This is a genomic window from Allobosea sp. RIT-PG3_2 (genome assembly GCF_057321085.1).
Genome location: NZ_JBXWCA010000007.1, coordinates 98,655 through 125,092, shown reverse-complemented (window position 1 = coordinate 125,092; position 26,438 = coordinate 98,655). Strand labels below are relative to the sequence as shown.

Here is a 26,438-nt window from a genome sequence, read left to right as displayed (position 1 = left end):
TCGGTCGGTAACATTTCATTAAGCTTAAATCGCTGGACCAACGCGCAGAATCATGGCGTAGCTTGTCGGATAAAGGTCGATAAATCGGCCCTTGCCCGCCAATGAGGAAATGTTACGCCAATGCCGGAAGCCCTGGCACAAAAAACCGTACAGCCGCTCTCTCCCTCTGAGCGCGTCTGGAGGCATGCTCGGGTGCTGTCTCAACAGCTAAATGCATTGCGGGAACGGATGTATCCGCCGCACGCCCAAAAGAGCCTTCGTCATTTCCTCACCAATGAGGTTTCCAGGCTCACGTCGATTCCCGACTCGACGCTGAAGTTGATGTCCAACGAAGGTAAGGGCCCCCTCCCCGCGCGCCTAGAGAACAATCATCGAGCTTATACGCTTGCGCAGGTCAATGAGCTCCGGCAGCTCTTCGCCGCCCAAAAGCCTACCGACGCTTTGCGATTTCTCCCGCATAGACGAGTTGGTGAACACCTCCAGATCCTGGCGGTAGCGAATTTCAAGGGCGGTTCGGCCAAAACGACGACAAGCGTCCACCTTGCTCACTATTTGGCCCTCCAAGGCTTCCGTGTCCTTGCCATCGACCTGGATCCGCAGGCGTCGCTGTCGGCAATGTTCGGGGCACAGCCCGAGATGGATGTCGCGGCCAACGAAACGGTCTGGGCTGCGCTACGATACGACGAAGAGCGTCGGCCACTCCGAGAAGTGATCCGGAAGACCTACTTTCCGGGGGTCGATCTGATCCCAGGGAATCTTGAGGTCATGGAGTTCGAGTACGAGACGCCTCGTATGCTAGCGCAGGCTAGGAAGGCAGATACCCTCTTCTTCGAGCGCCTCGGACTCGCGATCCGCGAGGTGGAAGACGACTACGACGTCGTCATTCTCGATACGCCTCCTTCGCTGGGCTATCTGACGCTGGGCGCCATTTACGCCTCGACTGGCATGGTCGTGACCATTCATCCAGCGATGCTGGATGTTGCCTCGATGGGTCAATTCCTTCTGATGATGGGCGACCTGATCGACGTCATCTCTCAAGAGCGCGCCTCGATGAGGCAGGATTTTTTCCGGTACCTCGTGACCCGCCATAATCCGTACGACAAGCCGCAGACCGAAATTGTCGCGATGCTGCGGATGTTGTTCCCCGATGATGTCCTAATGCCGGCCGCGGTCGAAAGCACTGCCGTCGAGGCTGCAGGGCTTGCGAAGCGAAGCATCTACGAGTTGGAGCCCGGCGAGATCGGTCGCGAGGCGTTCAAGCGCGCGCGGGAGTCGTTTGATGCGGTCAACGAGGGCATCGTCGATCTGATCAACGAAAGCTGGGGGCGGGGATGATGAAGAAGCCTGCCCGCCGTTCCATTGTTTCAAGCTTTGGCGCCATGTCCCTCACAGCGTCTGAACTTGAGGCCGACGAGAAGCCCCCCGAAACAAGCCCGGCGCCCGCGCATCCGACAATCCCGCGTGTTCCTGCGGGGGTGATTGGAGCAACGCAGCGGACATTGTCGGATATTCGGGAGGAGAGAGATCGCCTTCAGGCGATCGTCGATGCCGGCACTGCCGGTCTGGCCGAGCTCGCCCCGGAGCTGATCGATCCCTCGCCGTTCCCGGATCGTTTGCCTGACGATGGCTCGGCAGCTTTTGATGATTTCAAGAGGTCGATCGCTGAAGATGGCCAGCGTGTTCCTGTGCAGGTCCGGCCGCATCCAGATACCGCGGGGCGCTATCAGGTCATTTATGGCCATCGGCGCGTGCGCGCTGCGCAGGAACTTGGCATTCCTGTCAAAGCCCTGGTTCGGCAACTAACTGATACAGATCTTGTTGTCTCACAGGGGCTCGAGAACGCGAGCCGGCAGGATTTGAGCTGGATTGAGAAGGCAGTCTTTGCTCGCCAAATGGAAGGGGCGGGCATTCGTGCTCGCGACATTCGCGGCGCGCTTTCAATCGATGACCCAGAGCTGGCGAGGATGCGTTCTGTTTGGAGAGCAGTTCCGAGCGACATGATCATCGCAATCGGGCGCGCCCCCAAGATTGGGCGCCCGCGGTGGATTGAGTTGGCGACCGCATTGGTCGCAGATCCGGCGAAGGCCGCGACCGCTTGGAAAACCTTGTCAGCTGACAAGGTTCTTGCTGAGCCCTCAGACGTGCGGTTCCAGATCGTTCTTGGTTCTTTGGTCAACACAAGCAGATCGGCTGAGGCACTCAATCTCGAAATGGCGGCAGAAGGTGGCCGCAGTGTCGGGAAGGCGGTGTTTGGCGAGCGCGAGATACGGCTCAAGGTCGACGCTAAGGCAGCCATCGAGTTCAAGGCGTTCTTCAAGCAAGAATTGCCGGAACTGATTAAGCGCTTCGAAGCGTCCCGTGGCGAGCGCTGAGCGAGAATCTTGTCAGCTGACAAGATGCAACCAAGGAGGAGTGAGGTAGATCCAAATTTCACCGCGTTTGCTGAGCTAAGGCTCAGAAGAGGCTGGTGAGCGACCCTAACTCGCAAAAGAAAAAGGCCCCCAAGGCGGTGCCCCGGAAGCCCTTCTCTCGTGTGGTAGCTTGAGAATCGCACTTCCCCGAATCGCCGTCAAGAGTCTCATTGAGATTCGCCGCCGTCCTGGCGGGCGGACTTCTTTTGCCTAACGATTGGTGAAGAAACGTGGTTAGCCACATCTCGACGACGCCCTTTGGGCGGCGAACACTGACGCTTGCGCATGTCGCAAGCCAGATGAACGCGAAAGAACGCCCGCCTGAGAAGGCGGTCCACAAATGGAACGTCTTCCGGGCCATCTGCACGGCGAAAACACGCCTCGGTGTAACTGAGCGCGCATTGGCCGTTCTGGATGCACTGCTGACGTTTCACCCAGAAACCGTTCTGACGGGCGAGGGACTGGTCGTTTTTCCGTCCAATCAGCAGCTCTGCCTGCGCGCCCATGGCATGTCGCCGGCGACGCTCCGGCGCCACCTGGCTGTCCTGGTCGATTGCGGGCTGGTCATCCGTCGCGATAGCCCCAACGGCAAGCGCTATGCCCGGAAGGACAGGGACGGGGACATCGAGTTCGCCTTCGGGTTCGACCTGGCCCCATTGGTGGTCCGGGCCGAGGAGTTCGAGACACTCGCGGAAGAGGTGCTCGCTGAGGCGCGAGCGCTCAGGCTCGTACGCGAGCAAATCACGATCTGCCGCCGTGACATCTGCAAGATGATCGCAACGGGGATGGAGGAGGGGGTCCGGACCCGGCAAGGCGGAGCAGGCCCGGCGGACTGGATGGAGGTGCACGAGCTCTATCGCAGCATCGCAAGCCGGATTCCGCGCACGGCCGCACGGGAGGCTTTGGAGCCTATCGCGGAGGAACTTTCGCTGCTGGCCGACGAAGTCCTCACGCTGTTGGAAACACACATTAAATCTCAAAATCTGAGCGGCACAGAGTCTCATTCTGAGCGCCACATACAGAATTCAAAACCAGACTCCCTTACTGATCTTGAACCTGCACCCCGAGAGAGCAGGGGGGAGGTCGTCGAATTCGCTCCGGAAGTCGGGAGGTTGCCAGACCGGTCCTATCCGCTCGGTATGGTGCTTGAGGCTTGTCCGGACATCATCGACTACGTCCGAGGTGGGATTTCGAACTGGCGCGACCTCCAGGCTGCGGCTGCGGTCGTGAGACCCATGTTGGGGATCAGCCCGAGTGCCTGGTTCGAGGCTCAAAGAGCCATGGGCGAGGGCGATGCCGCAATCGTGGTGGCAGCGATCCTGCAGCGAAGTGATGCGATCAGCAGTGCAGGTGGCTATCTGCGCGGCCTGACCAGGAAGGCGGAAGCCGGCGAATTCTCGCTGGGGCCGATGCTGATGGCGTTGATCAACAGCCGAAAGCGCGACAAGCAGCGAGCCTGATCGGAAAACACACCGGGGATCTGTCCTCGGTTCGACAGAAGGCCCTGTTCGTCGCCGCGTGTTTTCACTATCGAGGCGTCGTCCCATCCCAATTCACGTTTGAAGGAATCACCTTGTTCAAGATTAAGGCCGTCATTCGCGGCGGGAAGATCAACCAGGGCGCGACGAGTGCGACCGACGCGCTGCAGCGCTATCGTGAGCTTCAATCCCGGCCGGGGGTCACCTCCTGCTCGGTGATGCGGAACGGCGTCCTGATCGGACAGGCCGAACTCGTGAGTGCGGCGACGGTGGAGGGATTCCGGGCACAGTCGGGTCTCTAAAGTCGTCCGCACGCGATGGCGTGTTCAATGAAAGCCGGTCCACTCCCATCAGCGTTGTGAATCGATGCGTCCCGATTGATTCAGGCTTTGCGTTGGACCGGCCTGGGCCAGGCACGCGAGACTGTCTGCATGGACAGCGCCCGCGAAACCGACCCCGGCAAACTGCAGATGCTCGTGCTCGAGCGTCGCGACGAGGCGCGGAACATGGCGCGCTTTTATGTCCTGGCGATCGAGCCGACGCTCTTCGGTGATGCCGCGCTCGTCAGGGAGTGGGGGCGGATCGGTGCTCAGGGCCGACGTCGGCTCGATCTGCATGCGGACTATACCACCGCCGCTGAAGCCCTCGATGTCTGGCTGAGGCGAAAATCTCAACGTGGCTACCGACTGCCCTGACGGAATACAGTAGGGGAGGGGGATGGATCAGCGCGTCAGAGAGCCGCTAAAGGCTTGCCCTTTGAGCCAGTTCGGCTAATCGGGATGCTGTTCTTCCCTGATTCAGCGAGATATTGATGACCAAGAACGAACTCATTGCGGCGATCGCCGAGGGCACTGGCAAGACCAAGGCCGATGTCACCGCGATCCTTACCTCTCTTGCCGCGACCGTCTCGACGACCCTGAAGAACGGCGGCGACATCACCCTCGGCGGCGTCGGCAAGCTCTCGGCGGCCAAGCGCGAAGCACGTCAGGCGCGCAATCCCTCGACTGGTGCAGTGATCGAGGTGCCGGCGAAGACAGTCGTCAAGTTCAAGGCCGCCAAGGATCTCGCTGAGGCCGTGGCCTGACCTTGACGATTGCAGTGCGGTGGAGAGCTGCAAGGGGCGTTTCTTGCACCATGCGGCTGATAGCTCTGCTGTGGAGGCAATAATTCACAAAGCTCCGTCAAACAGGAGAGCAGAATGTCCGAGAACGAAAACAATTCCGGGCTTCTCGAACTGACGACTTCAGTCGTTTCATCCTATGTCGCGCATAACAATGTTCCAGCGTCAGAGCTCGTCGGCCTGATTTCCAGCACTTATTCTGCGCTGGCCAAGCTGGGCGGTGAGCCGCCACCTCCTGCCCCCGCCGTGCTCGTTCCCGCTGTCCCGATCCGCAAGTCGGTGACGCCAGACGCGATCATCTGCCTGGAAGATGGCAAGAAGTTCAAATCCCTGAAGCGTCACCTGAACACCGCCTACGGACTGACGCCCGAGCAGTATCGCACGAAGTGGGGTTTGCCGGCCGACTACCCGATGGTGGCACCACACTATGCCGAGGCGCGCTCGGCTCTCGCCAAGTCGATGGGGCTCGGGCGAAAGGCTGCTGTGGCGGTCCAAGTTGAGAAGAAGTCGGCGCCGCGCGCGAAAGCGGTACGCGCAAAAGTCCCGGCCTGATTACCCACGACAAGATCGCGGGGCGACAGCCGCCGCGATCTTGATTCTGCGGGAAAGCCGTGCCCGCGCCGAATTGCGACATTCCACTCTGCTGAAAATATGCTTAGCATGTGTCCTGGGGCGAAGTAGATCCGGGGCGTTTGGTGAGTAGCGATCGAATTGAGCGTGCGGTCGAGGCGGCGGCGAAGGCGCTTCACGACTCTGTTCGCCGCCAGCACCAACTGCGGTGGGAGCTGATGACCGAGGATTGGCGCCGGGATCTGCGGGCATATGTCCGTCCCTGCGTTCTGGCGACCTTGAAGGTCGCCGATGCCAGCATTCAGCCACCGAGCCGCCCGACGCTGGGTTCGCGGGCCTCTCTGAGGGTCGCAGGTCAGCGCTAGAGCCCGGCGGCATTCGTCAAATGGCCCCGGCATCGGTCGAGCGCCAGGAGTGGAAATTGGCGCGCCGCCTTAAAAGAGCCGTTCCCCATTGGTCGGGGGAACGTCCATGTGCGGCCGCCCATTGCGGAAGTTCGATTGATCAGGCCGGAGGCCTGATGGGCAACACCCATTGCTGTCATTTTGGCCGGCATCGGCCTTCCATGAGTAACAGCTCAACCTTTCGTTAATCACGCTGCCGTAACGTCACGTTGCTCGACCTTCTGCGAGCTCTTCTGGTGAGAAATGCAATCGGCTGCCAGTTCCCCGCTGAGCAGCCGATTGCGCTCATAAGGGTAGCCAATAGCGCTACCCTCTCAAGGACGTTCCCAGTGTCGTCTATGGGCCAAAAACCCTATAGTCCGGCCGCCTTGGTGAGATTGACCCGGAAGCGATCGCGGCGGCGCTGGTAGCGGCGGGTCATCTCGGCGCTGGCATGCCCAAGTTGCTTCTGGACATAGCGCTCCTCGACCTCAGCCGAGGAGGCAAGGCCCGCGCGCAGAGAATGTCCGGAAAACTTCAAGGCGCGCTCGGCTTGCGTGAGTTCGGCACGGACACCCGCCTTCAGGACCGTACGCTTGACCAGGCGCGCCACCTCGCGGTCGCCCAGGCGGTTCGGCCCGACATCGAGGCCCTGGTCGGTCACGCGCCGGAACAGCGGGCCGTGGGCGATCCTGGCGAGTTTGAGCCAGGTCTGCACGGCCACCACGGGGCAAGTCGCGTCGGATGAACCGCGGCCGATCTCGACCTCGCGCCAGCCGGTCTTGGCCTTGACCGTGACCAGCATGCCCTTGTCGAGGATCTCGACCCAGCCACGACCGTCTTCACTCTGCTTGGGACCCGCGTCCAGGGCGACGATTTCCGAGCGCCGCAGGCCTCCCGCAAAGCCGAGCAGCAGCATGGCGCGGTCGCGCAGGCCACGTAGTGTGCCACGATCAAGCGTCTCGAGCATGGCGATGACATCCTCCGGCAGCACCGCTTCCTTCTGCACGGGCGGGCGGCCATGGCTGTTGCGGATGCCAGCCATCACCGTGGCGATATGGCGATCCTTGCGATCGAGAAGCTGTCCGCGCTGCGCATAATTCCAGGCCAACGCTGAGAGCCGACGCTCAATCGTGCTGACGGAAGAGGGCTTGCGGTTTGGCGTTGTTGCTCCAGACGCCAGAGCTGCGATGTAGAGGCCCACGATCTGCGGATCAGGCGGAAGGGCGGAAACATTCTGGCGCCGGCACCAGGCCTGAAACTGGCTCCAGTCCGACGCGTAGGCCCGGCGCGTATTGGCCGAGGTGGCGGCATCGACATAGCCGCGCGCGCGATCAGCGAGGCCTTCGAGATGGGCGGGGACGAGGGAAGGTTCTGGACGCGCGTCGCCAGGGACCGGCAGGGGAGGGGAGGGCAGTTTCTGGTCGCCGCGAGACGGACCGTCTGGCTGTGTCACGGTCAGGCCACCTGAATATCGGTCTGCGAGAAGTCATTGCCCTTGAACAGCAAGGGCACACGGTAGGCCTGGGCGCAGGCATAGGACATGCAATCCGCCAGATTCAGCTGGGCCGGGTGGCCACGCCCCTTACCGAAACGCGCAAAGGCGGCCACAGACCTTTTGGCGATACCGGCGTTGATCGGGACAACCGATATGGCGGCTTCATCGAGCAAAGCCTGGATCTTTGTCTCGACAAGAACGGGATCGAGATCGAGCATCGTCGAGAGACGCATCGAGGCTTCCAGGATGACCAGCCCTGAGGTGAACCGGGTCTTGGCGTCCGCAATGCGGCTCGCAAACTGGCCAGCATCCGGCTCACTAGCGAGCAATGCGACGATCACCGACGTATCGATGAACATCAAGAATGGCCCCAGAGGGCATCGATCTCGTCTTTCGTTGGCGTGCGCCGATTGGGTCCAGCCTGGTCTGCCAAGTCGGCAGCAATCCGGGCCAGCCGTGTTGCGAGGGGCTCTTTTTGACTTTCACGTTGAAGCTCGCCTTCGAGGGCTTGAATGACAGCTTCCGTCATTGTCACTTTGCGCTTCTGTGCGAGTTTCTGAGCGAGCTCGCGCGCGCGGTCATCGCGAATTTGCAGAGTCACCGGCGTCTCCCTTCGACTGCGTATGGATAACTGTATCCATACGTCATGATGCTGTCATCATGACAAATATGCCGTTGAAGCGTTCCCAGACGGGAAATCGGCATTTCCTAGGGGCCGATTTGGCGGCCGGGAGCCCGGCCAATGGCCGTCGATCGTATTTTGGAGCGCCAAATCAGCCCATACGGTTGTGTCCCATAATAAGACCGATAATGCAACATTATCGGACCTACCTTGATGGCGACGAGCTGTGCGCTTGTGACCGAATTTAGTGGCAATATCCGCACGCGCAATTATGCTCGGGGTCATGTCGTCACCCGCATTAAGCGCAACTCCGTCTGCTGCAGGCGCCAGCGTGCCGGCTTGGGCCGTGCCGCGCGGGGCGATTGCCGACCCGGCTGAGGCGGCCTTTATCGCGGGCGCCGCCTTGAATTCGCTGGATCAACTGGTGCGAGCCGCTCCGCCCTGGGCAGGAGCCTGGCGCCAGAGGCTCGCACTCCAATGCGCCGCTGCGGCCGCGTCCTTGGTCGGGCGGACGGAAGGCGAGGGCGCGCTTCGCGACGCCTGGCTTCTGCGCGCCGACGGCGATCCCGGACCAGCCGGAAACCTGCTCGCCGCTTGGAGGCGCCTGGCCGAGCGCGATCCACAGATAAACACTGATGGGCTGCGTTCTGCCGTTAGATTGCTCGGACTGGCCTGGAGCAACGATCTCGCCGCCTTGCCCGAGCGCCTCGACAATCTGACGCGATCCATGCGCCCAGCGCCTCTCCTTGCGGCCGCTGCGGCTGCGGAGGTCCAGCGTATTCGGCCGGACGCGCATCTGCTCGGCTGGTGGCTGGCCGATCAGGTCTTGGCGCGACGGATGCGCTGGGCCGTTGCTGTCCCGCTCTTCGTCAAACACGCCCGGGGTCCCGCCTTTCGGAGCACAGGCGATCGCAGTCGTATCAGGCCAGGGGAAGACGGCTTCGAGCGCGCCGTCTGTGTCGCGTTGGCGCTCGCGGCCGCCGAGGCCTGCCGGCTCGCCGATGAGATTGCGCCTAGGGCCGCACGTCTCACCGCCGTTGCGCCAAAGCTGCGGGCCAAGGGAGCAGGGGAGGTCATCCAGTTGCTGTTCGATGAGGACGCCGTGGCTGGCACGCTGCAGACGAAAAGCCTAACGCGCTGGGGTTCACGCCGCTTGTTCGAGCGGCTGACCAATCTCGACGCCGTGCGCGAGCTATCCGGCCGCGCCACTTTCCGTCTCTACGGGTTGTGAGGGATGGCAAAACCCACCCAGGCGGAGGAGCTGTTCGACGCGGAGCTCGCGGATATTCCGCCCGAGATGCGCTGGCGCGAATGGATGGGGCGGGTTGAGGCTGTGATCTTCGCTTCCCCCAAGCCCGTTGGCCGCGAAACCCTGGTGCGTGTTGTGGGCCGGGACTGCAGCATCGATCTGTTGATCGCCGACATCCGTGACGAATTGAGTGGGCGCCCTTACGAACTCGTCTCTGTCGCTGGCGGCTGGCAGCATCGCACAAAGAAGAGCTATGCCGCCGCGATCCGGACCGCGACCGGGCTTGGCGGGGCCGACAGCAAAGCCCTGTCGCAGTCCGAGAGCCTGGTGCTGCTCTGCATTGGCTACTTCCAGCCGATCACTCGCGCGGAGCTCGGCGCCGTCTTTGGCAAGGAGGTCAGCCGCGACACGATCGGCCATCTGCGCAAGCTCGGCTTTCTCACCGCTGGCCCGCGCAGCCCGCAGCCGGGCGCACCCTACACCTACGTGACGACGCCGGCCTTCCTCTCGGAATTCGGGTTTGAGACGCTGCGCGATCTACCGGATTTCGAGAAGCTCGAGGATGCCGGCCTGCTCAGCAAGGAGCGCTTGCTAACCGGCGACATCCCCATCTCGATAGACTCCGCTCTGCCACCCGCCGATCCCCTCAGCGAAGACTCGTGAAGCGGGCTTCGTTGGCTGGGCGATCAGAGGGTTTGAAGCTGATCTGCGGAGACGTACGCCATTGATGCGCAGGAGCACTTAAAATAGGCTGTTTGATCCCAGGTTTTGATGGTGCGATCTTTTCCATCGGATGGAAGGAGGCACTATGGGCCAGGTTCTGCACGGGAGCGCCACAACGACGGAGGCGATCCGTCGAGCGATACAGCATAGTCAAGCGAGCCTGAGGGCTCTGGCAAAGCGCTACGGCATCAACCAGAAGACCGTCGCGAAGTGGAAGAAGCGGGCCTCGGTGGCTGATCTGCCGACGGGCCCGCAGCAGCCGGCTTCGACGGTTCTGTCAGCCGAGGAAGAGGCGATCATCGTCGCCTTTCGACGACATACCCTGCTGCCTTTGGATGACTGCCTCTACGCGCTTCAGGCCACGATCCCGCATCTGACCCGTTCGTCGTTGCATCGCTGCCTGCAACGGCACGGCATCAGCCGGCTACCGGAGATCGAGGGCGACAAGGAGCCGAAGAAGCGGTTCAAGTCCTATCCGATCGGCTTCTTCCACATCGACATCGCCGAGGTCCAGACCGCCGAAGGAAAGCTCTATCTGTTTGTCGCGATCGATCGGACGAGCAAATTCGCCTTCGTGCAACTGGTGGAGAGCGCCAACCGGGTGACGGCCTCAGCTTTCCTCGTCGCCCTGATCGCAGCCGTTCCCTACAGGGTCCATACGATCCTGACCGACAACGGCATCCAATTCCGCTTCCCGCCGCGCTACGCCAACGGTCCCACGGCCCGTTACATCACCCACATGTTCGCGATGCGCTGCCGCGAGAATGGCATCGAGCACCGCTTCACCAAGATCAACCATCCCTGGACCAATGGGCAGGTCGAGCGAATGAACCGGACGATCAAAGACGCGACCGTCAAACGCTATCACTACGACAGCCACGACCAGCTCGATCGTCACCTCCAGGACTTCGTCTCAGCTTACAATTTCGGCCGGCGCCTGAAGACCCTCAAAGGCCTCACGCCCTACGAGTTCATCTGCAAGCGCTGGACTTCAGAGCCGGAACGATTCACCCTCGATCCAATCCACCAAATGCGGGACTAAACACCTAGGAAGCGTTCTTTAGGGACAAGCCGAAGGGCGAAAGTGGCCCATAACCGATTCCGGGGAGGTCCGCTTCCGGGCTGTTCAGTTTGTCGATGCAGAGCAGCCGGAGTTAGCCCACCGCACCTCTGACAAGACTGAACCCGGACCGCGTGAAAGCCCAAGTCCGCGAGCTGCGCGAGGCGCGTGCCGCTGCGGCCCAAATCGCACTGGTGTAGGGCGTTAGACGACCCCCGGGAGCAGTTAGAAACGGCCGGCCCCTCCCTCCTGAACCAACCCCTCGCCCCTCGCTCTCGCTCGCCCGAAAACCAACGAATATTGAAGTACTATATCTAGATCGTATCAACTCGCTGCGCGCAGATACTTGCCACGTTCGGAGCACCGCCGATGCCAGCAGGACGCCCGCCGAAGCCGCGTCGCATCATTATCTCGACGACGAGCAGCGGGGCTTGTGGAAACAGATCGAGGCCGGCCTGCCGCCCGGCCTGCTCACTTTGGCCGACAGCCAGGCGGTCGAAAGGATGTGCGTCGCGTGGGCGAGGTTTCGCGAATGCCAGCGCAAAATCGGCCAGCTGACGATGTTCAGTAGGGGCTCGACCGGCCAATTGGCGATGTCGCCGCTGGTCCGGATTCAAAGTCTCGCAGCAAAGGAGATGCATCTGGCCGGCGACGCACTTGGCTTGAGCCCGGTCGCGCGCGCTAGGATCAGCGCGCCCGAGAACGTCGGCAATGATCCCCTGACGCTGCTCGACGGCCAGGTCTACAGGCCGGCCGTGCCACGGAAGTCGAGGGCCAACTGAGAGGTTGTGTGTCAGTCTGGTGGGACGCCCCCTTGGAGGAACACCGGTTGCGTCTTTCTGCGAATGCGACAAGGCCGCTTTAAGGATGACCCCACATCGCGCCGCTAAAGCATGGTTAGCGCGTTGAATTACATTTGCCGTTTGTCGAGCCTGTGTCAGCCTGTCCCAAGGGAATGCTGCTCACCAACGTTCCCACCTTGCACCCTTGCCTATGCCTTCCTCGCTTATGTCTTCCGTGGTTCATGGGAGCGTCCGATGTCGGCTGAAGATCGTGGGCTAGCCCGATTGCAGATGAGGTTCCCGGAGTTCCGCGACCGCTTCGCGCGAATGGAGGACCGACGTTTTCGCGGTGTCTGCGAGGAGTACGATCTTGTCTGGGAGGCGATGTCCCAGGACGAACACTGCGCGATGTTCAGCTTCGACGACTACTGCCTCCTTGCGGCCTCGATCGAGCACGACGCCATCACAATGGCCGAGGCCGATTCCGAATCCCGGCGCCATCGCCCGACCGGCTAGTCCCCGGGGGCAGCGCCGTCGGCTTCCTAGAATTTTATAGTCAGGATCTCGCTCCACAATTATTGGCGCCGGCCGCCTCGCCGACGTCCGGTGGTATTCCGATATTCGGACGTCCGCTTCCTCTAGGCGGTGCGCATATGAGCGCTTTCGACCCGCTGCAGACGATGAGCGCAAATTGGCCCGCCGATCCGCCTAATGCACCGTTGCTGCGGGTCGTAAGCGGGAGCTAACTGCCTCAGCGATGGTGGACGCCAGGCGCGTCTCGAGTTCAAAGGAGCTGTTGGAATTCAGATCGGCCTCGTAGCTTCCGGACCAGACGATTGCGGTCGTTTCACCATCCAGAAGGAGGCTGGTGATCCTGACCTTGCTATCGCTTGTACGGATCACACCCTGCAGGATGTGCCGCTTGCTCAATGACCGATCGCTCGGGACAGCCGGGGATGGAACCAACGCAGACAAATCCTCGCTGCGAAAGACTGCCAGCTCACCACGCGGAGCAAGCTGCGAGAGCAGCTCGTCGGTAAGCTGCGCTGCAAAAGCCTCGGTTTCGGCCTTCCTGGTCAGACTGACGAAAGGCTTCACGACAACCGACGATCGGACGAGGCTCGCCTGTTGCGTCGGGGCCGATCGCTTTGCCATCACCATTGTGGCCACCAATGGGATGATCGCGAGCGCCGCAGCGACACCGACTAGTCGATTTCGCCATAGCCAGCCGCTCGTTCGCGGGCGGGGTGGCTCGTCAGGCGGAAGTGCGGGGGGTGAAAGTGGCTCGGGTTCCCTCTGATCTTTCAGCTGCCAGCGGAAGCTGGGCACATAGCCGCCTTTTGGAATATCGATCACGAGCGGGTCGGTCCTGCCTTCAAGCAGATAATACCGCTCCAATGCGCGCCTGAGTCGCCCCGCCTCGATGCGAACGACGGGATCGCTCATAACGTCGAAATCTGCACTCCGGCCGAAGACTTCGACTGCGATCCCATACGCCTTGATGCGGTCACCGTGGCCGGAGAGCTTTTCCTCGACCACATAGGACAAAAACCGGTGCACCCGCTCGGGCGCATCAAAGTCGCCACTTTCTAAAATGCGACGCAGCTGAGCGCGGACATCCACTTGGGACATCACGGGAACGGCGTGGGACACCCAGACGCCGTTGGAACTCGTCGACTGGGTCACGGTCGATCGCTCCGGCCACTCAAACGCTTACATCTACCGTGATCGGATGAAACGAACGACGCAACCGCAAATCCGAGAATCACGGAAGAACGTGTCCCCAAGGCCAATTGCAGGAGAGTGCACCAGGCGCAAAATTGGCGGTCGACGAAGTACGGGACCGATCAAACGCGGCGCCCTTACCTGTCGAGATCCGCACCATGACCCGGATCCAGGAGCGCGGGCGCGCGCGTCTGAAAATGCGGTTTCCTGATTGGCGGGCTCGTTTTGAACGAGCCTCCGGGGAAGCCTTCCTCGATGTCTGCGAGTCCTATGAGCTGGCGTGTGTGGGGCTTGAGCACTGGACCAAGTCAAGCGCGCCGACCAGGAGCACGATGATCACAGAATACAAGGACGTGATAGCTTCCTTGGAAATTGAAGCCCGGAGCCTCGCAACACGGGCGGCAGAAGAAGCCTCCGAGCCTCGCGAGTAGGACGTCAATTTTTAATGTCACGTAATAGGCTGCGGGGTGTCGGCGCGCGGCTGCGGACTCGGTGATGAAGTCTCATTGGGAGGAGTAGGCCGATCGGCGCAGACGCCGCTTTTTCATCAGTTGTGCCGACCGACCTTCAGGCCCCACTTCCTCACAGAAATAGGCCAGGCGAACCTTGGCTCGTCAAACGAGTTTGCCGCAATCGCGCGCGGCCACCTCAAAAGCTTTCCGCGCGTGCACTGCCGGGACTTCGCCTTTGAGCGCGGCCATGCATGTTGCAATCGCAAAACGCCATGTTTCTGCGCCGGATTGCTCCCGCCAGGACAGCAGGAACTCGGCCGCACGCTCGACGCTGCTCACGGCGTAGCGCTCGCCGACCCTGGTCGACTCGACATAGACCGGAGGGGTGAACCAGTGCAGGGGCATGTCGCGACTACGCGCCTCGCGGCGAAGGGTTCCGTCAGAAAAGGAGGCCTGCGCCGACTCTCCGTCCGTGTCATTGCCTAGAGAGGGATCCTTACCCCAAAGCCGTCCCTAAGCTATTTCATGCAAATGCTGGCCTCCGTCTTGTCTTTCGCGATCTGTTGACGCCACGCAGTGGCCGCATAGCGCGATGCCAATGCCCTCGCCGGATTTGCCCCTATTGACGACGCAAAAGAAAAAATAAAATATAAATTATAATCTCGGAGGCGCGACGTTGAAAATTTCTCGACTTAGGGCGATCCAGCTTGAAGCACGCTTCGCGGATGTGTTCGGCGGCATCGAGAAGGTGCCCGCGGAACTGCTGGCTCCGGCCGCCCATTTTAGGCGGATCCCCCGCACCGGCCAGGTCTCGACGCTGGTCATCGTTGAAAGCAACGACGGCGCCATCGGCTATGGCGAGGCTTTTGGCCTGCCCCATGCCGGCGCGGCGACTGCGATCATCAACGGCGTCATCGCGCCGGTGCTGACCGGCGCCGAGATCGGCGATCCCAACGAAATGCTCGGGGACCTCGAGCGCTATTTCACGGCGATGGGCAGCACCCGCGGACCCGCCATCGAATCTCTGAGCGGCGTCGACATCGCCTTGTGGGATCTCAAGGCGCGGGCCGCCGGCCTGCCGCTCGCGACGCTGCTCGGCGGCTCGCCTGGCCCGGTCGCGACCTATGTCAGCCCCGTCGGCTTCCAGGATCATCCCGACAAGTCGGCGCGCGCCGCGCGGGCCTATCTCGACCAGGGCTACACTGCCATCAAGCTCAAGGTCGGCCGCGGCCTCGCGATCGACATCGACCATATCGCTGCCGTGCGCGGCGAGATGGGGCCTGACAAGGCGCTCTATCTCGATGCGAACTGCGCCTATGACGTGCCCACGGCGATCGCGGTCGCCAAGGCGCTCGGTCCTTACAACATCGGCTGGTTCGAGGAGCCGGTGCCGCCAGATGATCCCCAGGCCCTCGCCGAGGTGCGCAGGGCCTCGCCCGTGCCGGTTGCGGCGGGCGAGAACGATTTTACGCTCGCCGCTCATGCCAAACTGGTCGCCGCCGATGCTGTCGACTTCCTGCAGCCAAATATTTCACGCGCGGGCGGCGTGTCGGGTCTGATGGCGATCGGCGCACTCTGCGCGCGCTCCGGCATCCTGATGGCACCGCATGGCGTCGGCACCTGCGTCGCCGTCTCGGCGGCCGTCCATACCTGCCGGGCCGCCCCGGCAGTCCATGGCTATGAAGCGAACCGGCTGTTGAACCCGCTGCGCGACAATATGGCCGTGCGCCCACTCATCACTGAAGCCGGGCAACTCGTCGCTCAGGATTTCCCGGGTCACGGCGGCGAGCCGGATCTCGCCCGCCTTGCTCGCTACGCCGTGAATGGCCTCGAGACCAACGCGGAGCGGGACGATGTCGTCCATATCAGTGCGTAGCCCCGGAGACATGGGCGAACTCGTCGGCAAGCCCGGCGAGACGCTCGCCGAGACCTTGCGGCGCACGCTGCTCGACATGATCGTGTTCGGCTACTTCGAGCGGGGCGCGCGGCTCTATCCGGAAAAGCTCGCCGAGCATTTTAATGTCAGCCTGACGCCGGTGCGCGAGGCTCTGATGCGGCTGGCGGCGGAGGGTTTCATCGAGGTCATCCAGCGGCGCGGTTATCACATCCGCGACCCCGATGCGAAGCAGGTCCTCGACCTCTGGCAGGTGCGGCTCGCAATCGAGCTGATGGCAGGTGAACTGATGATCGGGCGCCTAAACGGAGGCGGCCTCGACATCACGGCTGTCGACGGGATCGAGGAGGTCCAGCGCCGCCTCGAAGTCGATCCGCAGGCGATCTCCCACAAGGATCGGCACGAGCAGAACGCGAGCTTCCATCACAAGATCGTCGAGTTCAGCGGCAATGACCTGCTGCTCTCGACCTATCGCGGTATCCAGATGCAGGTGCTGAACGCCTGGATCCAGCGCGGCATCGAATCCTGGCGCGCGCGACATGCCTCGGAAGCGGTCGAGCACCGCGCCATCATCAAAGCGCTGCGCGACCGCAATCCCACCGACTATGCGAAAGCGGTGCGGACCCATCTGGGCCGCTCGCTCAAGGACGCGCTGGCTGATCTCAAGGCCCGCAATCTGATCGAAGAACTCGCACAGAGCCGAACCTAATCGGCCGCATTTTTCATGGGGAGGAAACGAACATGAAGAGACGTCACGTTCTAAATGGCCTGGCGGCGTTCGGTTTTTTGGCTGCAGGTGCGCTTGTTCCACAGGCTCCGGCCTTGGCGCAAACCAAGACAATACGCATGTGGACGTTCCTGAGCGCCACAGGGACGACGCCGCGCGAGCTGGCCCTGGCGCAGATCATCAAAAATTACGAGGCCGCTAATCCCGGCACGAAGATCGTCGTCGAGACGCAGGTCTGGGACCAGATGACACCGAAGTTCCTGGCGGCCCATCGCGCCGGCAACGCGCCCGACATCAGTTGGGTGGTGACAGATTTTCTCGGCGACGCGATCGGCTCGGGATCGCTGGCCGACCTCAACGAGCTGTTCATCAAAAAATGGCCGGCAGAACAGGTCAAGGACCATGCCAGCGCCTATTGGGACCTGACCAAGAAGGGCGACAAACAATATGCCTTGTTCGCCTCGCCGAACTACATTTCGATCGTCTATCGCGCGGATCTGATGAAGGCTGCCGGCATTGACCCGGCCTCGATCAAGACCTGGGAAGATTTCCGTGCCGCCGCCGAGAAGCTGACGGTGAAGAACCCCGGAGGCCAGGTGACGCGCTATGGCTATGCCCAGGGCTTCAGCGAGCAGCAAGCCGACCCGCACATGATGATCCCCCATCTCCTCGGAGAGGGCGAGACGCTGTTCAAGCCGGACGGAAAAGCAAACTTCGCCAGCCCCGCCGGCGTTGCCGCCATGACCTTCGCGACCGACCTGGTCAAGAAATACAACGTCTCCCCGCCGCAATCGGCGACCTGGACGGTCGACGACCTGTTCGAGCAGTTCTCCTCCGATCGCGTCGCCATGATCCAGGGCCCGAGCGTGCGCGTCTCGACGCTGCAGGCCAAGCTCGGCAAGGAGAATGTCGGCCTGATGCTCTGGCCGGGCAACGGCAAGACCGTCCATTCGCCCGCCGTCATGGCCGGATGGGCCGTCGGCGTCTGGTCCAAGGGCACGCAGAAGGAGGAGTCCGGCAAGTTCGTCGACTACCTCTTGGGCGGGGAAGCCGAGAAGATCTGGGTCACCGTCGGCGGGCAGTCGCCCCTGATGGAATCAACGGCAAAGGCGGTCGCCCCCTTCGTCGACCAGCCGGGCAACGGCTATATCCGCGTCGCCGCCGAGGGGGCGAGCAAATATGGCTGGCTCACTCCGATCGAGTTCAATGTCGGCGGCTACCGGCAGGCGCTGAACAAGGCGACGCAGCGCATCATCGTCGAAGGTGTCCCTGTGAAGGCGGCCCTCGAAGAGGCAGAAACCCGCTTCAACCGTCAGAACAATCGCTAACGCGAGCCAGGCGGAGCTGGCACCCGGCTCCGCCTCCGATCAGGGATCGCGCTCGATGACGATGTATTCGCGCCTTACCGGCGTCAATTATGTGCTGCCTGCGATGGCCCTGCTCATGCTGGTGCTGTTCTCGCCGGTCCTCTACGGCTTCTGGTTCAGCTTGTTCCGTATCCAGTATGGCGCGCCGACGGATTTCGCGGGCCTGGAAAACTATGCACGGCTGTTTGATGATCCAGTGCTCGCAGCCACGCTCAAGCGCAGTGCGCTGTTCACCTCCGCCGCCGTCGCGCTGACACTGGTCATCGCGCTTGCTCTCGCCGTCTGGATCAACCGACTCGGCCAGCGGCTCGGCTTCGTCGTGCAGATGATCGTGATCCTGCCCTGGATCATCTCGACGGTAGTGGCGACGCTGCTGTTCCGCTGGGTCTTCGTCAGCGATATCGGGCTGGCGGGATCGCTGATCCGGATGGCGGGCATCCCCGATATGCAGCTCCTCAACAGCCCAGGCAGCGCCATGACCTTGTTGATTGGCGTCTCGGTTTGGAAGCGAGTCGGGTATGCTGTGATCATCCTGCTCGCAGGGCTCAAGGGCATTCCGGACGATTTCGAGGAAGCCGCCAAGATCGATGGCGCCAATCCCTGGCAGATATTCTGGCTCATCGTGCTGCCGCTCTTGAAGACGCCGCTGCTGCTGGTCACGATCGTGCTGACTCTGTCCAACCTCAACACCGTCGAGACACCGCTCGTCCTGACCGGCGGCGGACCAGGCGATGCGACACGGATCTTGCCGATCGAGGTGTTCGACCGCGCCTTCGTAAGTTTCGACCTCGGTTCGGCTACCGCGCTCGCTCTGGTGATGTTTGCCGGCAATATCCTGCTCGTCCTGGCCTATGTCAGGCTCGCGAAGTGGAAGACGTGATGAGCGCCGCCCCTTCCGATACACATCCCAGGACCGTCCCGGCGCAGAATGCCCAAACGGTCCGAGCCCGCGCGATCCTGCCCGGCCCGCTCGGCCTCGTCATTGCCGCCATGTTCCTGGTGCTGGCTGGCCTCAATTTGCTGCCCCTGTTCTGGGGCGTGCTCACATCGCTCAAGTCACAACCGGATCTATTCAGGACGCCTCCGGTGCTGTTCGACTTCATTCCGACCGCCGAGAACTACCAGCGTGTCGTTGACAGCGGCTTTCTCGGGAACATGCGGATCAGCGTGTTCTATTGCGTGGTCACGGTCGCGAGCGTTCTAGTGCTCGCACTGCCCGCCGCCTATGCCTTCGACCGATTCGATTTTCCGCTGCGCCGGGCGCTGTTCATGCTTGTGGTCGCCAGCATTCCGCTGTCGCTGGGCGCAGCCGCGCTGCTGATTCCGAACTATCTGTATTTCACCCGGCTGGGCCTGACCAATTCCTGGTTCACGCTGCCGCTGATCTACACCGCTTATCAGCTGCCCATGGCAATCTGGATCATCAAGGGCTCGCTGGAAGCCATACCGCGGGAACTCGACGAGGCCGCGATCATCGACGGAGCCACGCATTTCCAGATCCTGACGCGTGTGATGCTGCCCCTGACGCGGCCGGCGCTGGGCGCGGCCGGGGTTTTGACCTTCGTCGCCTGCTGGAACGAGTTCGTGGCGGGCTCGGTGATGATCGACACGCCCGATCTACGGCCGATTCAGCCGGCGATCTACAATTTTATTGGCTATTTCGGGCGCGAATGGGGACCTCTGACGGCCTCCGCGACGCTCGCCATTCTTCCCATCCTCATCGCATTCGCCCTGCTCAGCCGCCTCATCGTGTCCGGCCTGACCAAGGGCTCGGTCAAGGGCTGAGACATGCATATGATCTCCAATATCGGCTGCGACGAGGCTGACATCGTCATCGCTGCCGCGGCCAAGGAGGCGGCTCAGATGGGCGTGCCGCAGAACATCGCGGTCGTCGATGCAGCCGGCCTTCTCGTCGCCTTTCGACGCATGGACGGCGCCAAATTTACCTCTATCGAGATCGCGCTAGCAAAAGCCTTCACCGCCGCCGGCGCCCAGGTTGAAACCAAAGCGATCGGAGCGCGCACCGTGCCGGGCGAACCAGGCTTCGGCATCCAAAACCTGCATGGCGGACGCTTCACCACGCTTGCCGGCGGGATTCCGCTGCGTGCCGGGGCTCAGGTAATCGGCGCCATCGGCGTCAGTTCCGGCTCGACCGTCCAGGACCAGCAGGTGGCTGAGGCCGGCGCTGCCGCCTTCGCAGCTTTGGACCTTTTCGCCTGATCCACATTCGCCGTCCATGCTAGCACTGTGAGCCAAACTATGTGGGATATCATCATCGTGGGCGGCGGCTCGGCCGGCTGCGTCCTGGCCAATCGACTCTCCGCCGATCCCTCCCGAAAAGTCCTCCTGATCGAGGCGGGGCGCGACCTCAAGCCCGGCGAGGAAGGCTCGGCCATCCTCGACACCTATCCCGGCAAAGCCGCTTTCGACCCACAGAACCACTGGCCGGACCTGCTGGTCCAGACGCAACCGCATCTGCACAATGTCACCAACCGTCCGCCGCCCAAGCGCTACGAGCAGCCGATGCTGATCGGTGGCGGCTCCAGCATTAACGGCCAGATCGCCAATCGCGGCACGCCCGACGACTACGACGAATGGGAACAGGGCGGTGCCGCCGGCTGGAACTGGGACTCCGTGCTGCCCTATTTCATCAAGGCTGAGACGGATCTGGACTATTCGGGGCCTCTGCACGGGAAGAGCGGGCCGATCCCGATCCACCGCATCCCGCATGAGCGCTGGCCGGCCTTTTCAGTCGCGGCCGAGGCCGCCATGGAGGCGCAGGGTTTCTCCGATATCAAGGACCAGAACGGCGCCTTCGGCGACGGGCATTTTGCTATAACACTATCAAATAACGGCCAGAACCGGGTGTCGACGGCCATGGCCTATCTCGACGCGGCGACCCGGCGCCGGCCCAATCTCACGATCATGACCGACACTCACGTGCTCGCTCTGGCGATGGAGGGCAATCAGGTCGTCGGCGTCGACATCGCTAGGGGCAGGGGCCAGGAAAGGCTGGCGGCCCGCGAGGTCCTGGTGTCCTCGGGGAGCATGCATTCGCCGGCCCTGCTGATGCGCTCCGGCATTGGCCCAGGCGGACATCTGCGCTCGCTCGGCATCGAGGTCAGAGTCAATTTGCAGGGCGTGGGCACCAATCTGCAGGAGCACCCTGGCATCTCGCTCTCGGGCTACATCAAGCCCGCGGCGCGGCTCGGCAATTCGACGCGCCGCCATATCCATGTCGGCATGCGCTACAGTTCCGGCGTCGAGGACTGCGGGCCGTCCGACATGTTCCTGATGGTCGCCGCCAAATCCGCCTGGCATCCGCTGGGACCGCGGATTGGCACGATCATCTCCTGGATCAACAAGGCTCATTCGCGCGGCGAGGTGCGGCTGGTATCGTCGGATCCGCGCAAGGAGCCGACCGCGGACTTCAATTATCTCTCCGACTATCGCGATCTCCAGCGCATGGGCGCGGCCGTCCACCTTATCGCAAAGCTTTTTGCCACGCGGCCCCTTGCCGATCTCGTCGAGATGCCGGGCGCCTCGAGCTATAGCGGCTTTGCCAAGTCGCTTGGCCGCCAGACGGTGCGCAACTACTTGATCACCGCGCCGATTGCGCTTGCCATCGATGCGCTGCCGCCGCTGCGAAAGATGTTCTTCCAGCGCGCCGTCTCGAGCGGCATCAGCCTGCAATCGCTGCTGAACGAGCCCGACATCCTCGAAGCCTACGTCAAGGCCCATGCCTTCGGCCAATGGCACTGCTGCGGCACCTGCCGCATGGGCGCGGCGGACGACCCCGACGCGGTCGTGGACGGCGCCACGGGGCGGGTGCATGGCGTGGGTGGCCTTAGCGTCGTCGATGCCTCGATCATGCCCACCGCGCCTCGCGCGAACTTGAACCTGCCGGTGATCATGATGGCCGAGCGTATGGCAGACCTGATCGCGGCCCGACCAAACTAACCTTAACCTGCCAGTGCGGCGAGCGTGTCTCAGTCACTGTCTTGACGAGTTCACGGCGTCTCGCCTGGACTCGTATGCGGCGCAGGCCGTGACAGCCAGCACATCAGAGTTCTTCAGGGGCGGGCCATGGGAGACCCCGTATCGCGAAATGCGCGGCAAGATCCGGCGCGGCGAGATCGATGGCATACCCGCGGATCACCCAAGCGCCCCTCCGCAGGCGCTCGAATTGACCTATAGCCGGTCGGTCGCCGCCGATTTTCACCAGTTCCGGCCCTTCCGCAGCCTCTCAGCGGTTCAGGACCCTGATTGGTCTGTTCGAAAGTAAAAATGAGACTTGCTGGATTCCCACTAAACGGGAAATGATCGAGCCCTAGCGGGGGCGTGTCCGAACACGCGCAAACTTGCGCGGAGCTTGGCTTTGCCACCTGATTTTCAGCTATCTCTGGCGCTACGAGGCCAAGCGCGACTGCTTATTGGGCAATGGAGAGGCTGCTTCGTCGACTTGACGAGTGCCAATACCGGCCTTTCGATGCAGATCCAGCTAACCAAACCAAGTATGTATGAAATAATAACTGTCAGGACAGTCGCATTTATCACCGACATATGAGGAGATATGAGAAGTATGACCTTTGTCGTTGGCCAAGCGTATAAATATACTCCGTAAGATATGTCGTTTTTATTATTAATTTTGTTCAAGATTCTATTTTTAATATTCGAAATGTAAAATAGTATATAGGACCCGAATATGGCGACCCCGAAATGGGCCAATTGATCGACGAACAGGCATAAGGCGAGCGCCGCAGTCGATATCAGAACGTATTTTAGCTTGAATATTATGACGTCTCTATACAGAAACCAGCATGATCCGGTCAAAAATATGCCGCTCAGCCTCAGCCAACTCTTTTTTGCTCCAAACAGCATGCTATTCCATTCTGATAAGGAAAATATATTTGGTATAGGTCGATCAGTAATGCTTGTGTCGAAAGGTTGAGTCTCGATTTCCAGAAAAATGGCAATTACAAGCATTGCCCCTGTCACAATTAAAACCAAATGTCTTTTTCTAAATAGACGCAAATACCCCATCACGATAACGAGCAAATAGCATTTGAATTCGATGCTGATGGTCCACATCGATGCATTTAGAAAGGGGAACATCGTCCCATGGAAAACATTTCCCACATTCGGAGCTTGAAGTAGTAGGGCCCGCACTACAATTGATAAAAATTCTCCTAGGTTTCCCGGCATTTTTGCTCCACCGATAGGAGCAACGATTAAAACGCATATAAAATACGCGCAAATAAACGCAGGATATATTCTGGCTACTCTTTTTATGACGTACTCTAATGACGATTTTCTTCCTACGAAGCTATTTGTGATGAGGTATCCGCTGATCAAAAAGAACATGTCTACTGAAAAATCGCCAAGGGAGATTGACCCAAATAAGCGAGTCAGGATTTCGTTGCTACGACTGCCGTCGATTATTTCCGGAACATGAGATATGATCACGGCCGACGCGAAGAGCAGCCTGAGAAATCCGAACATATTGTTATGCTGTCCGAAAGTCTGTTCTTTGTCGGCATCCGATGCTGATTCTGACATCTTCATAGGAGGGATCCGCCAGGTGCGCGTGCGACTCGCAGATTGCGTTGAATCCCTCATGCAAAAAATCTGCCGTGTTCCGGCTGTCGATCCATAAATTTGGCAGGAACAACCCATAACGGCGCGAAGCAAGCTTCATTGGGGCGCAGTGAGCGCTGGCGCACGCGGATCAAGGATCTCCGGAGAAAGGTTACCAGCGCCGCATTTGAGCCGAGCGTCTGTATCGCCGCCAGCGACGAGAGACGCGAGCTTGCATCGCGGACGGCGTGAAGGCCTTTGAGGACACGCTCGCCATGATGAAGGGGCGTGGGCGACCGCGCAGCGCAAAAGCCGGACGAAGGGGTTCCCAGCGGCAGCTGTCCTCGACTCCTTTGTGTTCAGGGAATCGTAGAGCGACAGCTCGCAAGCCACACGCAGTTTTCCAGGCTTCCTCTGTCATGGAGGCGCGGTTTGCGTTGGCGCCTTGCCTGAGGGCTATTCTCGCCCGCCCTCAGGCAGAGTCCCGACTTTGATTTCTGGCTTCAAGCGGCCTGTTATTTTCAGCCTGGAATTGAGGCCGAAGTCGGCGACATCTCCAGCCATTTCTTGATTGACGGATGCGCTAGCGCTTTCGTTGAGCATATCCCTTAGCCCGTCATCGTGAATTCAGGTCGTGCTGCCGCTCGATGATGATGCTGCAGCCGGAATTCATTGCTCCGCGCCAGACCGTTATTATATCCGCTTCGGTCCAACGGCGGGCCTGCCGCTGCCGATCAAGGACCTGACCGAGGTCGAGGGCGTTCGCAACTGCTTCGGCTCGCCGATCTTTGCCGACAACATTCCGCACCGCTCGAACATTCTCGTCCAGAAGGTCGAGAACGAGGGTGGCGTGATCTTCGGTAAGTCCGCCGTGCCGGAATTCGGCGCAGGCGGGCACACCTTCAACGAAGTCTTCGGGATGACGCATAATCCCTGGGATCGGAGCCGCTCCGCAGCCGGCTCGTCAGGCGGTGCTGCCGTGGCGCTCGCGACCGGGATGGCCTGGGTTGCGCATGGTAACGATCTCGGCGGCTCGCTGCGGACGCCGGCTAGCTTCTGTGGCGTCGTCGGCTTCCGCCCGAGTCCCGGTCGCGTCGCCCGCGATCCCGGCACGACGCCGGGCAGCCTGCTTGGCGCCGAAGGACCGATGGCGCGCAATATCGCCGATGCGGCACTCTTTCTCGACGCGCTCGCCGGCGAGAATGCCGATGATCCGATCTCCCTGCCGCGCCTGCCCGAAAGCTTCCTCTCGGCCGCTCTTGCGCCAATCAAGCCGCGCAAGATCGCCTTCAGTGCCGATCTGGGCATCACGCCGGTCGATCCGGAGGTTGCCGCGATCTGCCGGGCTGCTGCCGGGAATCTGGCTGGGGAGGGCGTCATCGTCGAGGAGGCGCATCCGGATTTTTCCGGCGTGCATGAAACCTTCCAGACCCTGCGCGCCCATTTCTTCGCCGCCAGCCACGGCCAGAAGCTGCGCGACTATCCGCATATGCTGAAGCCGGAGATGATCTGGAACGTCGAGAAGGGGCTGAAGCTCGGCATGGCCGAGCTGATCGATGCCGATGCGAAGCGCGCCGAGCTGATCGTCCGGACGCTCGCATTCTTCGACGATTACGACCTGTTGCTGACGCCGGCGGCAATTGTTCCGCTGTTTCCCAACGAGCTGCGCTATGTCGAGGAGTGCGCGGGGCTGAAGTTCGAGACCTATATGGACTGGCTCGCCATAGCTTATGCCATCACGCTCACTACGGCGCCCGCCCTGTCCATGCCGTGTGGCTTCACCGCAGAAGGTCTTCCGGTGGGCATGCAGGTGGTGGCCCGGCCGCGGGGCGAGCTTGAGCAGCTTTCCTATGCGAGCTTCCTTGAAGAAGTTTTCGGTGTCGTCCTCGCGCGCCCAATTGCCCCCCGTTGAAGCCGCATTTTTCTGGGCATTGCCGATCCTGATTCAATAAAATCTCACGGGTCTTTATCGACCTGTCGCAGCGATTTCGTTCGAAAGGGCAATCGGTTGGCTCCTCTATGCTGGTGCTCACACAGTCTTGAAATCACCGAATCGACGTCGATAGGTTTCGAGATAGGCTTCCCGCGATGGAATGATGTGGTCCACTGCAACCCTGACAAGATTCTCCCGGTCGGATGTCTCTAGATAGTGTACGATTTTTGCGTGTTCTTCGATTGCTCGCCGCAATAGCTTTGGATCACCCACCGTGAGCGAACGGGCGATATGTGCCTTTAGTGCAAAATGCTGTATGGCATCGGCGAGATGAGGGTTGCCGCAGGCCGCAAAGAAGGTTTTGTGGAACAGCAGATTGAGGCGGAACACATTGGCAAGGTCGCCGGCATCGGCGGCTTTGCTGTGCCGCTCCTGAATATCCTTCAGATGTTTGACGACATCGGGTTGAGCCGGCAGCGGGATCAGCTCGGCCGCTTTGCCTTCCAGCAGCTCTCGCACCGCGTAGATATTGATGACGTCTTCCGGCAGCAGGTCGCGCACGGTCGCGCCCTTGTTCTTCTGCCGAATGATCAGGCCGATGGTCTCTAGCTCCATTAGGACCTGTCGGATGACGTGTCGGTTGACCCCGAAGCGAAGTGCCAGCTCCTCCTCGATCAGTCGCTCGCGAGGCATGATGCGCCCGAGCGCGATGTCCTCTTCGAGCCTGTTAGTGATCGTGCGGGGGTCGGAAACCACCGCATCCTTCGCCTTCGCTACCGCCATGCCCCTCTCGCCATAATTCCCGCACCGTTCCTCACGAGGCGCGACGCACGAATTTCATTGCGCCAGAAAACAGTCTAGCACAGA

The 26,438-nt window shown here is 61.2% G+C and carries 27 protein-coding genes and 1 pseudogene; 21 read left to right on the top strand and 7 right to left on the bottom strand.

Translation table 11 applies throughout. The features are described 5' to 3' along the window. The first annotated feature begins 120 nt into the window (after positions 1–120). The 7 genes from repA to AC2FAN_RS19900 all read left to right on the top strand — a co-directional run bounded on the left by repA (position 121) and on the right by AC2FAN_RS19900 (position 5,561). The gene (gene repA, locus AC2FAN_RS19930; protein WP_485176012.1) at positions 121–1,335 is read left to right on the top strand and encodes a plasmid partitioning protein RepA; all 1,215 of its coding nucleotides are present in this window, start codon (positions 121–123) and stop codon (positions 1,333–1,335) included. Continuing rightward, positions 1,335–2,372, top strand: coding sequence for a plasmid partitioning protein RepB (gene repB / locus AC2FAN_RS19925; protein WP_485176011.1), 1,038 nt, complete (start codon positions 1,335–1,337; stop codon positions 2,370–2,372). The genes repA and repB overlap by 1 nt, the downstream gene beginning before the upstream one ends. A 269-nt stretch (positions 2,373–2,641) precedes the next feature. Next, complete coding sequence (gene repC, locus AC2FAN_RS19920) at positions 2,642–3,871, top strand: plasmid replication protein RepC (RefSeq protein WP_485176010.1); 1,230 nt, start codon at positions 2,642–2,644, stop codon at positions 3,869–3,871. Between the two features lie 113 nt (positions 3,872–3,984). Then, entirely contained in the window at positions 3,985–4,191 is a 207-nt protein-coding gene (locus AC2FAN_RS19915) for a hypothetical protein (RefSeq protein ID WP_485176009.1), read from the top strand. 129 nt (positions 4,192–4,320) lie between these two features. Continuing rightward, positions 4,321–4,584, top strand: a complete 264-nt coding sequence (locus AC2FAN_RS19910; protein ID WP_485176008.1) for a WGR domain-containing protein — start codon at positions 4,321–4,323, stop codon at positions 4,582–4,584. Positions 4,585–4,700: 116 nt separating this feature from the next. Further along, positions 4,701–4,973, top strand: a complete 273-nt coding sequence (locus AC2FAN_RS19905) for an HU family DNA-binding protein (protein WP_485176007.1) — start codon at positions 4,701–4,703, stop codon at positions 4,971–4,973. Between the two features lie 114 nt (positions 4,974–5,087). Then, positions 5,088–5,561, top strand: coding sequence for a Ros/MucR family transcriptional regulator (locus AC2FAN_RS19900; protein ID WP_485176006.1), 474 nt, complete (start codon positions 5,088–5,090; stop codon positions 5,559–5,561). Between the two features lie 774 nt (positions 5,562–6,335). Here the strand turns inward: AC2FAN_RS19900 and AC2FAN_RS19895 are convergent. Genes AC2FAN_RS19895 through AC2FAN_RS19885 form a run of 3 tightly spaced genes read right to left on the bottom strand, consistent with a single transcriptional unit; the run spans position 6,336 to position 8,061 of the window. After that, positions 6,336–7,418, bottom strand: a complete 1,083-nt coding sequence (locus AC2FAN_RS19895; protein ID WP_485176005.1) for a tyrosine-type recombinase/integrase — start codon at positions 7,416–7,418, stop codon at positions 6,336–6,338. Positions 7,419–7,420: 2 nt separating this feature from the next. Beyond that, positions 7,421–7,819, bottom strand: coding sequence for a type II toxin-antitoxin system VapC family toxin (locus tag AC2FAN_RS19890; RefSeq protein WP_485176004.1), 399 nt, complete (start codon positions 7,817–7,819; stop codon positions 7,421–7,423). Continuing rightward, complete coding sequence (locus AC2FAN_RS19885; RefSeq protein ID WP_485176003.1) at positions 7,819–8,061, bottom strand: type II toxin-antitoxin system VapB family antitoxin; 243 nt, start codon at positions 8,059–8,061, stop codon at positions 7,819–7,821. Before AC2FAN_RS19885 ends, AC2FAN_RS19890 begins: the two co-directional genes overlap by 1 nt. A gap of 304 nt (positions 8,062–8,365) precedes the next feature. On the opposite strand from AC2FAN_RS19885, the gene AC2FAN_RS19880 reads away from it, so the two are divergent. The 5 genes and pseudogenes from AC2FAN_RS19880 to AC2FAN_RS19860 all read left to right on the top strand — a co-directional run bounded on the left by AC2FAN_RS19880 (position 8,366) and on the right by AC2FAN_RS19860 (position 12,412). Beyond that, the gene (locus AC2FAN_RS19880) at positions 8,366–9,313 is read left to right on the top strand and encodes a DUF1403 family protein (RefSeq protein WP_485176002.1); all 948 of its coding nucleotides are present in this window, start codon (positions 8,366–8,368) and stop codon (positions 9,311–9,313) included. A 3-nt stretch (positions 9,314–9,316) separates the two neighbouring features. After that, positions 9,317–9,994, top strand: a complete 678-nt coding sequence (gene scpB, locus AC2FAN_RS19875; protein WP_485176001.1) for an SMC-Scp complex subunit ScpB — start codon at positions 9,317–9,319, stop codon at positions 9,992–9,994. A gap of 145 nt (positions 9,995–10,139) precedes the next feature. After that, positions 10,140–11,104 (top strand): annotated as a pseudogene (locus tag AC2FAN_RS19870) (IS481 family transposase). A gap of 309 nt (positions 11,105–11,413) precedes the next feature. After that, positions 11,414–11,896 (top strand): phage terminase small subunit P27 family, encoded by a 483-nt coding sequence (locus AC2FAN_RS19865; protein ID WP_485176099.1) that lies wholly within the window; start codon positions 11,414–11,416, stop codon positions 11,894–11,896. A gap of 255 nt (positions 11,897–12,151) precedes the next feature. Beyond that, positions 12,152–12,412, top strand: a complete 261-nt coding sequence (locus AC2FAN_RS19860; RefSeq protein WP_485176000.1) for a hypothetical protein — start codon at positions 12,152–12,154, stop codon at positions 12,410–12,412. A gap of 192 nt (positions 12,413–12,604) precedes the next feature. Here AC2FAN_RS19860 and AC2FAN_RS19855 read toward each other — a convergent pair whose 3' ends face one another. Continuing rightward, entirely contained in the window at positions 12,605–13,582 is a 978-nt protein-coding gene (locus AC2FAN_RS19855; RefSeq protein WP_485175999.1) for a hypothetical protein, read from the bottom strand. A gap of 197 nt (positions 13,583–13,779) precedes the next feature. Here AC2FAN_RS19855 and AC2FAN_RS19850 point away from each other — a divergent pair, with 197 nt between their 5' ends. Further along, positions 13,780–14,052, top strand: coding sequence for a hypothetical protein (locus AC2FAN_RS19850; protein WP_485175998.1), 273 nt, complete (start codon positions 13,780–13,782; stop codon positions 14,050–14,052). A 183-nt stretch (positions 14,053–14,235) separates the two neighbouring features. Here the strand turns inward: AC2FAN_RS19850 and AC2FAN_RS19845 are convergent, their stop codons facing one another. Beyond that, positions 14,236–14,478, bottom strand: coding sequence for a DUF982 domain-containing protein (locus AC2FAN_RS19845; protein ID WP_485175997.1), 243 nt, complete (start codon positions 14,476–14,478; stop codon positions 14,236–14,238). Positions 14,479–14,749: 271 nt separating this feature from the next. On the opposite strand from AC2FAN_RS19845, the gene AC2FAN_RS19840 reads away from it, so the two are divergent. The 7 genes from AC2FAN_RS19840 to AC2FAN_RS19810 all read left to right on the top strand — a co-directional run bounded on the left by AC2FAN_RS19840 (position 14,750) and on the right by AC2FAN_RS19810 (position 22,021). Continuing rightward, complete coding sequence (locus tag AC2FAN_RS19840) at positions 14,750–15,949, top strand: mandelate racemase/muconate lactonizing enzyme family protein (RefSeq protein WP_485175996.1); 1,200 nt, start codon at positions 14,750–14,752, stop codon at positions 15,947–15,949. Further along, positions 15,927–16,676, top strand: coding sequence for a GntR family transcriptional regulator (locus AC2FAN_RS19835; RefSeq protein ID WP_485175995.1), 750 nt, complete (start codon positions 15,927–15,929; stop codon positions 16,674–16,676). Before AC2FAN_RS19840 ends, AC2FAN_RS19835 begins: the two co-directional genes overlap by 23 nt. 137 nt (positions 16,677–16,813) lie before the next feature. Further along, a complete protein-coding gene (locus AC2FAN_RS19830; protein WP_485175994.1) occupies positions 16,814–18,022 on the top strand; it encodes an ABC transporter substrate-binding protein in 1,209 nt (402 codons plus the stop codon). Positions 18,023–18,077: 55 nt separating this feature from the next. Further along, complete coding sequence (locus tag AC2FAN_RS19825; protein WP_485175993.1) at positions 18,078–18,941, top strand: carbohydrate ABC transporter permease; 864 nt, start codon at positions 18,078–18,080, stop codon at positions 18,939–18,941. A gap of 110 nt (positions 18,942–19,051) precedes the next feature. Then, on the top strand, positions 19,052–19,846 hold the full coding sequence (locus tag AC2FAN_RS19820; protein ID WP_485175992.1) for a carbohydrate ABC transporter permease: 795 nt from the start codon (positions 19,052–19,054) through the stop codon (positions 19,844–19,846). A gap of 9 nt (positions 19,847–19,855) precedes the next feature. Next, positions 19,856–20,281 (top strand): GlcG/HbpS family heme-binding protein, encoded by a 426-nt coding sequence (locus AC2FAN_RS19815; RefSeq protein ID WP_485175991.1) that lies wholly within the window; start codon positions 19,856–19,858, stop codon positions 20,279–20,281. 39 nt (positions 20,282–20,320) lie between these two features. After that, positions 20,321–22,021, top strand: a complete 1,701-nt coding sequence (locus tag AC2FAN_RS19810; RefSeq protein WP_485175990.1) for a GMC family oxidoreductase — start codon at positions 20,321–20,323, stop codon at positions 22,019–22,021. Between the two features lie 432 nt (positions 22,022–22,453). Here the strand turns inward: AC2FAN_RS19810 and AC2FAN_RS19805 are convergent, their stop codons facing one another. Beyond that, positions 22,454–23,563 carry an acyltransferase family protein gene (locus AC2FAN_RS19805; RefSeq protein ID WP_485176098.1) on the bottom strand — a complete coding sequence of 370 codons (1,110 nt, stop codon included), beginning with the start codon at positions 23,561–23,563 and terminating at the stop codon, positions 22,454–22,456. 709 nt (positions 23,564–24,272) lie between these two features. Between AC2FAN_RS19805 and AC2FAN_RS19800 the strand changes: the two genes are divergently transcribed. Beyond that, positions 24,273–25,550 carry an amidase gene (locus AC2FAN_RS19800; RefSeq protein WP_485175989.1) on the top strand — a complete coding sequence of 426 codons (1,278 nt, stop codon included), beginning with the start codon at positions 24,273–24,275 and terminating at the stop codon, positions 25,548–25,550. Between the two features lie 117 nt (positions 25,551–25,667). On the opposite strand, the gene AC2FAN_RS19795 is transcribed toward AC2FAN_RS19800, so the two are convergent. Beyond that, a complete protein-coding gene (locus AC2FAN_RS19795) occupies positions 25,668–26,354 on the bottom strand; it encodes a GntR family transcriptional regulator (protein ID WP_485175988.1) in 687 nt (228 codons plus the stop codon). Positions 26,355–26,438 lie beyond the last annotated feature (84 nt).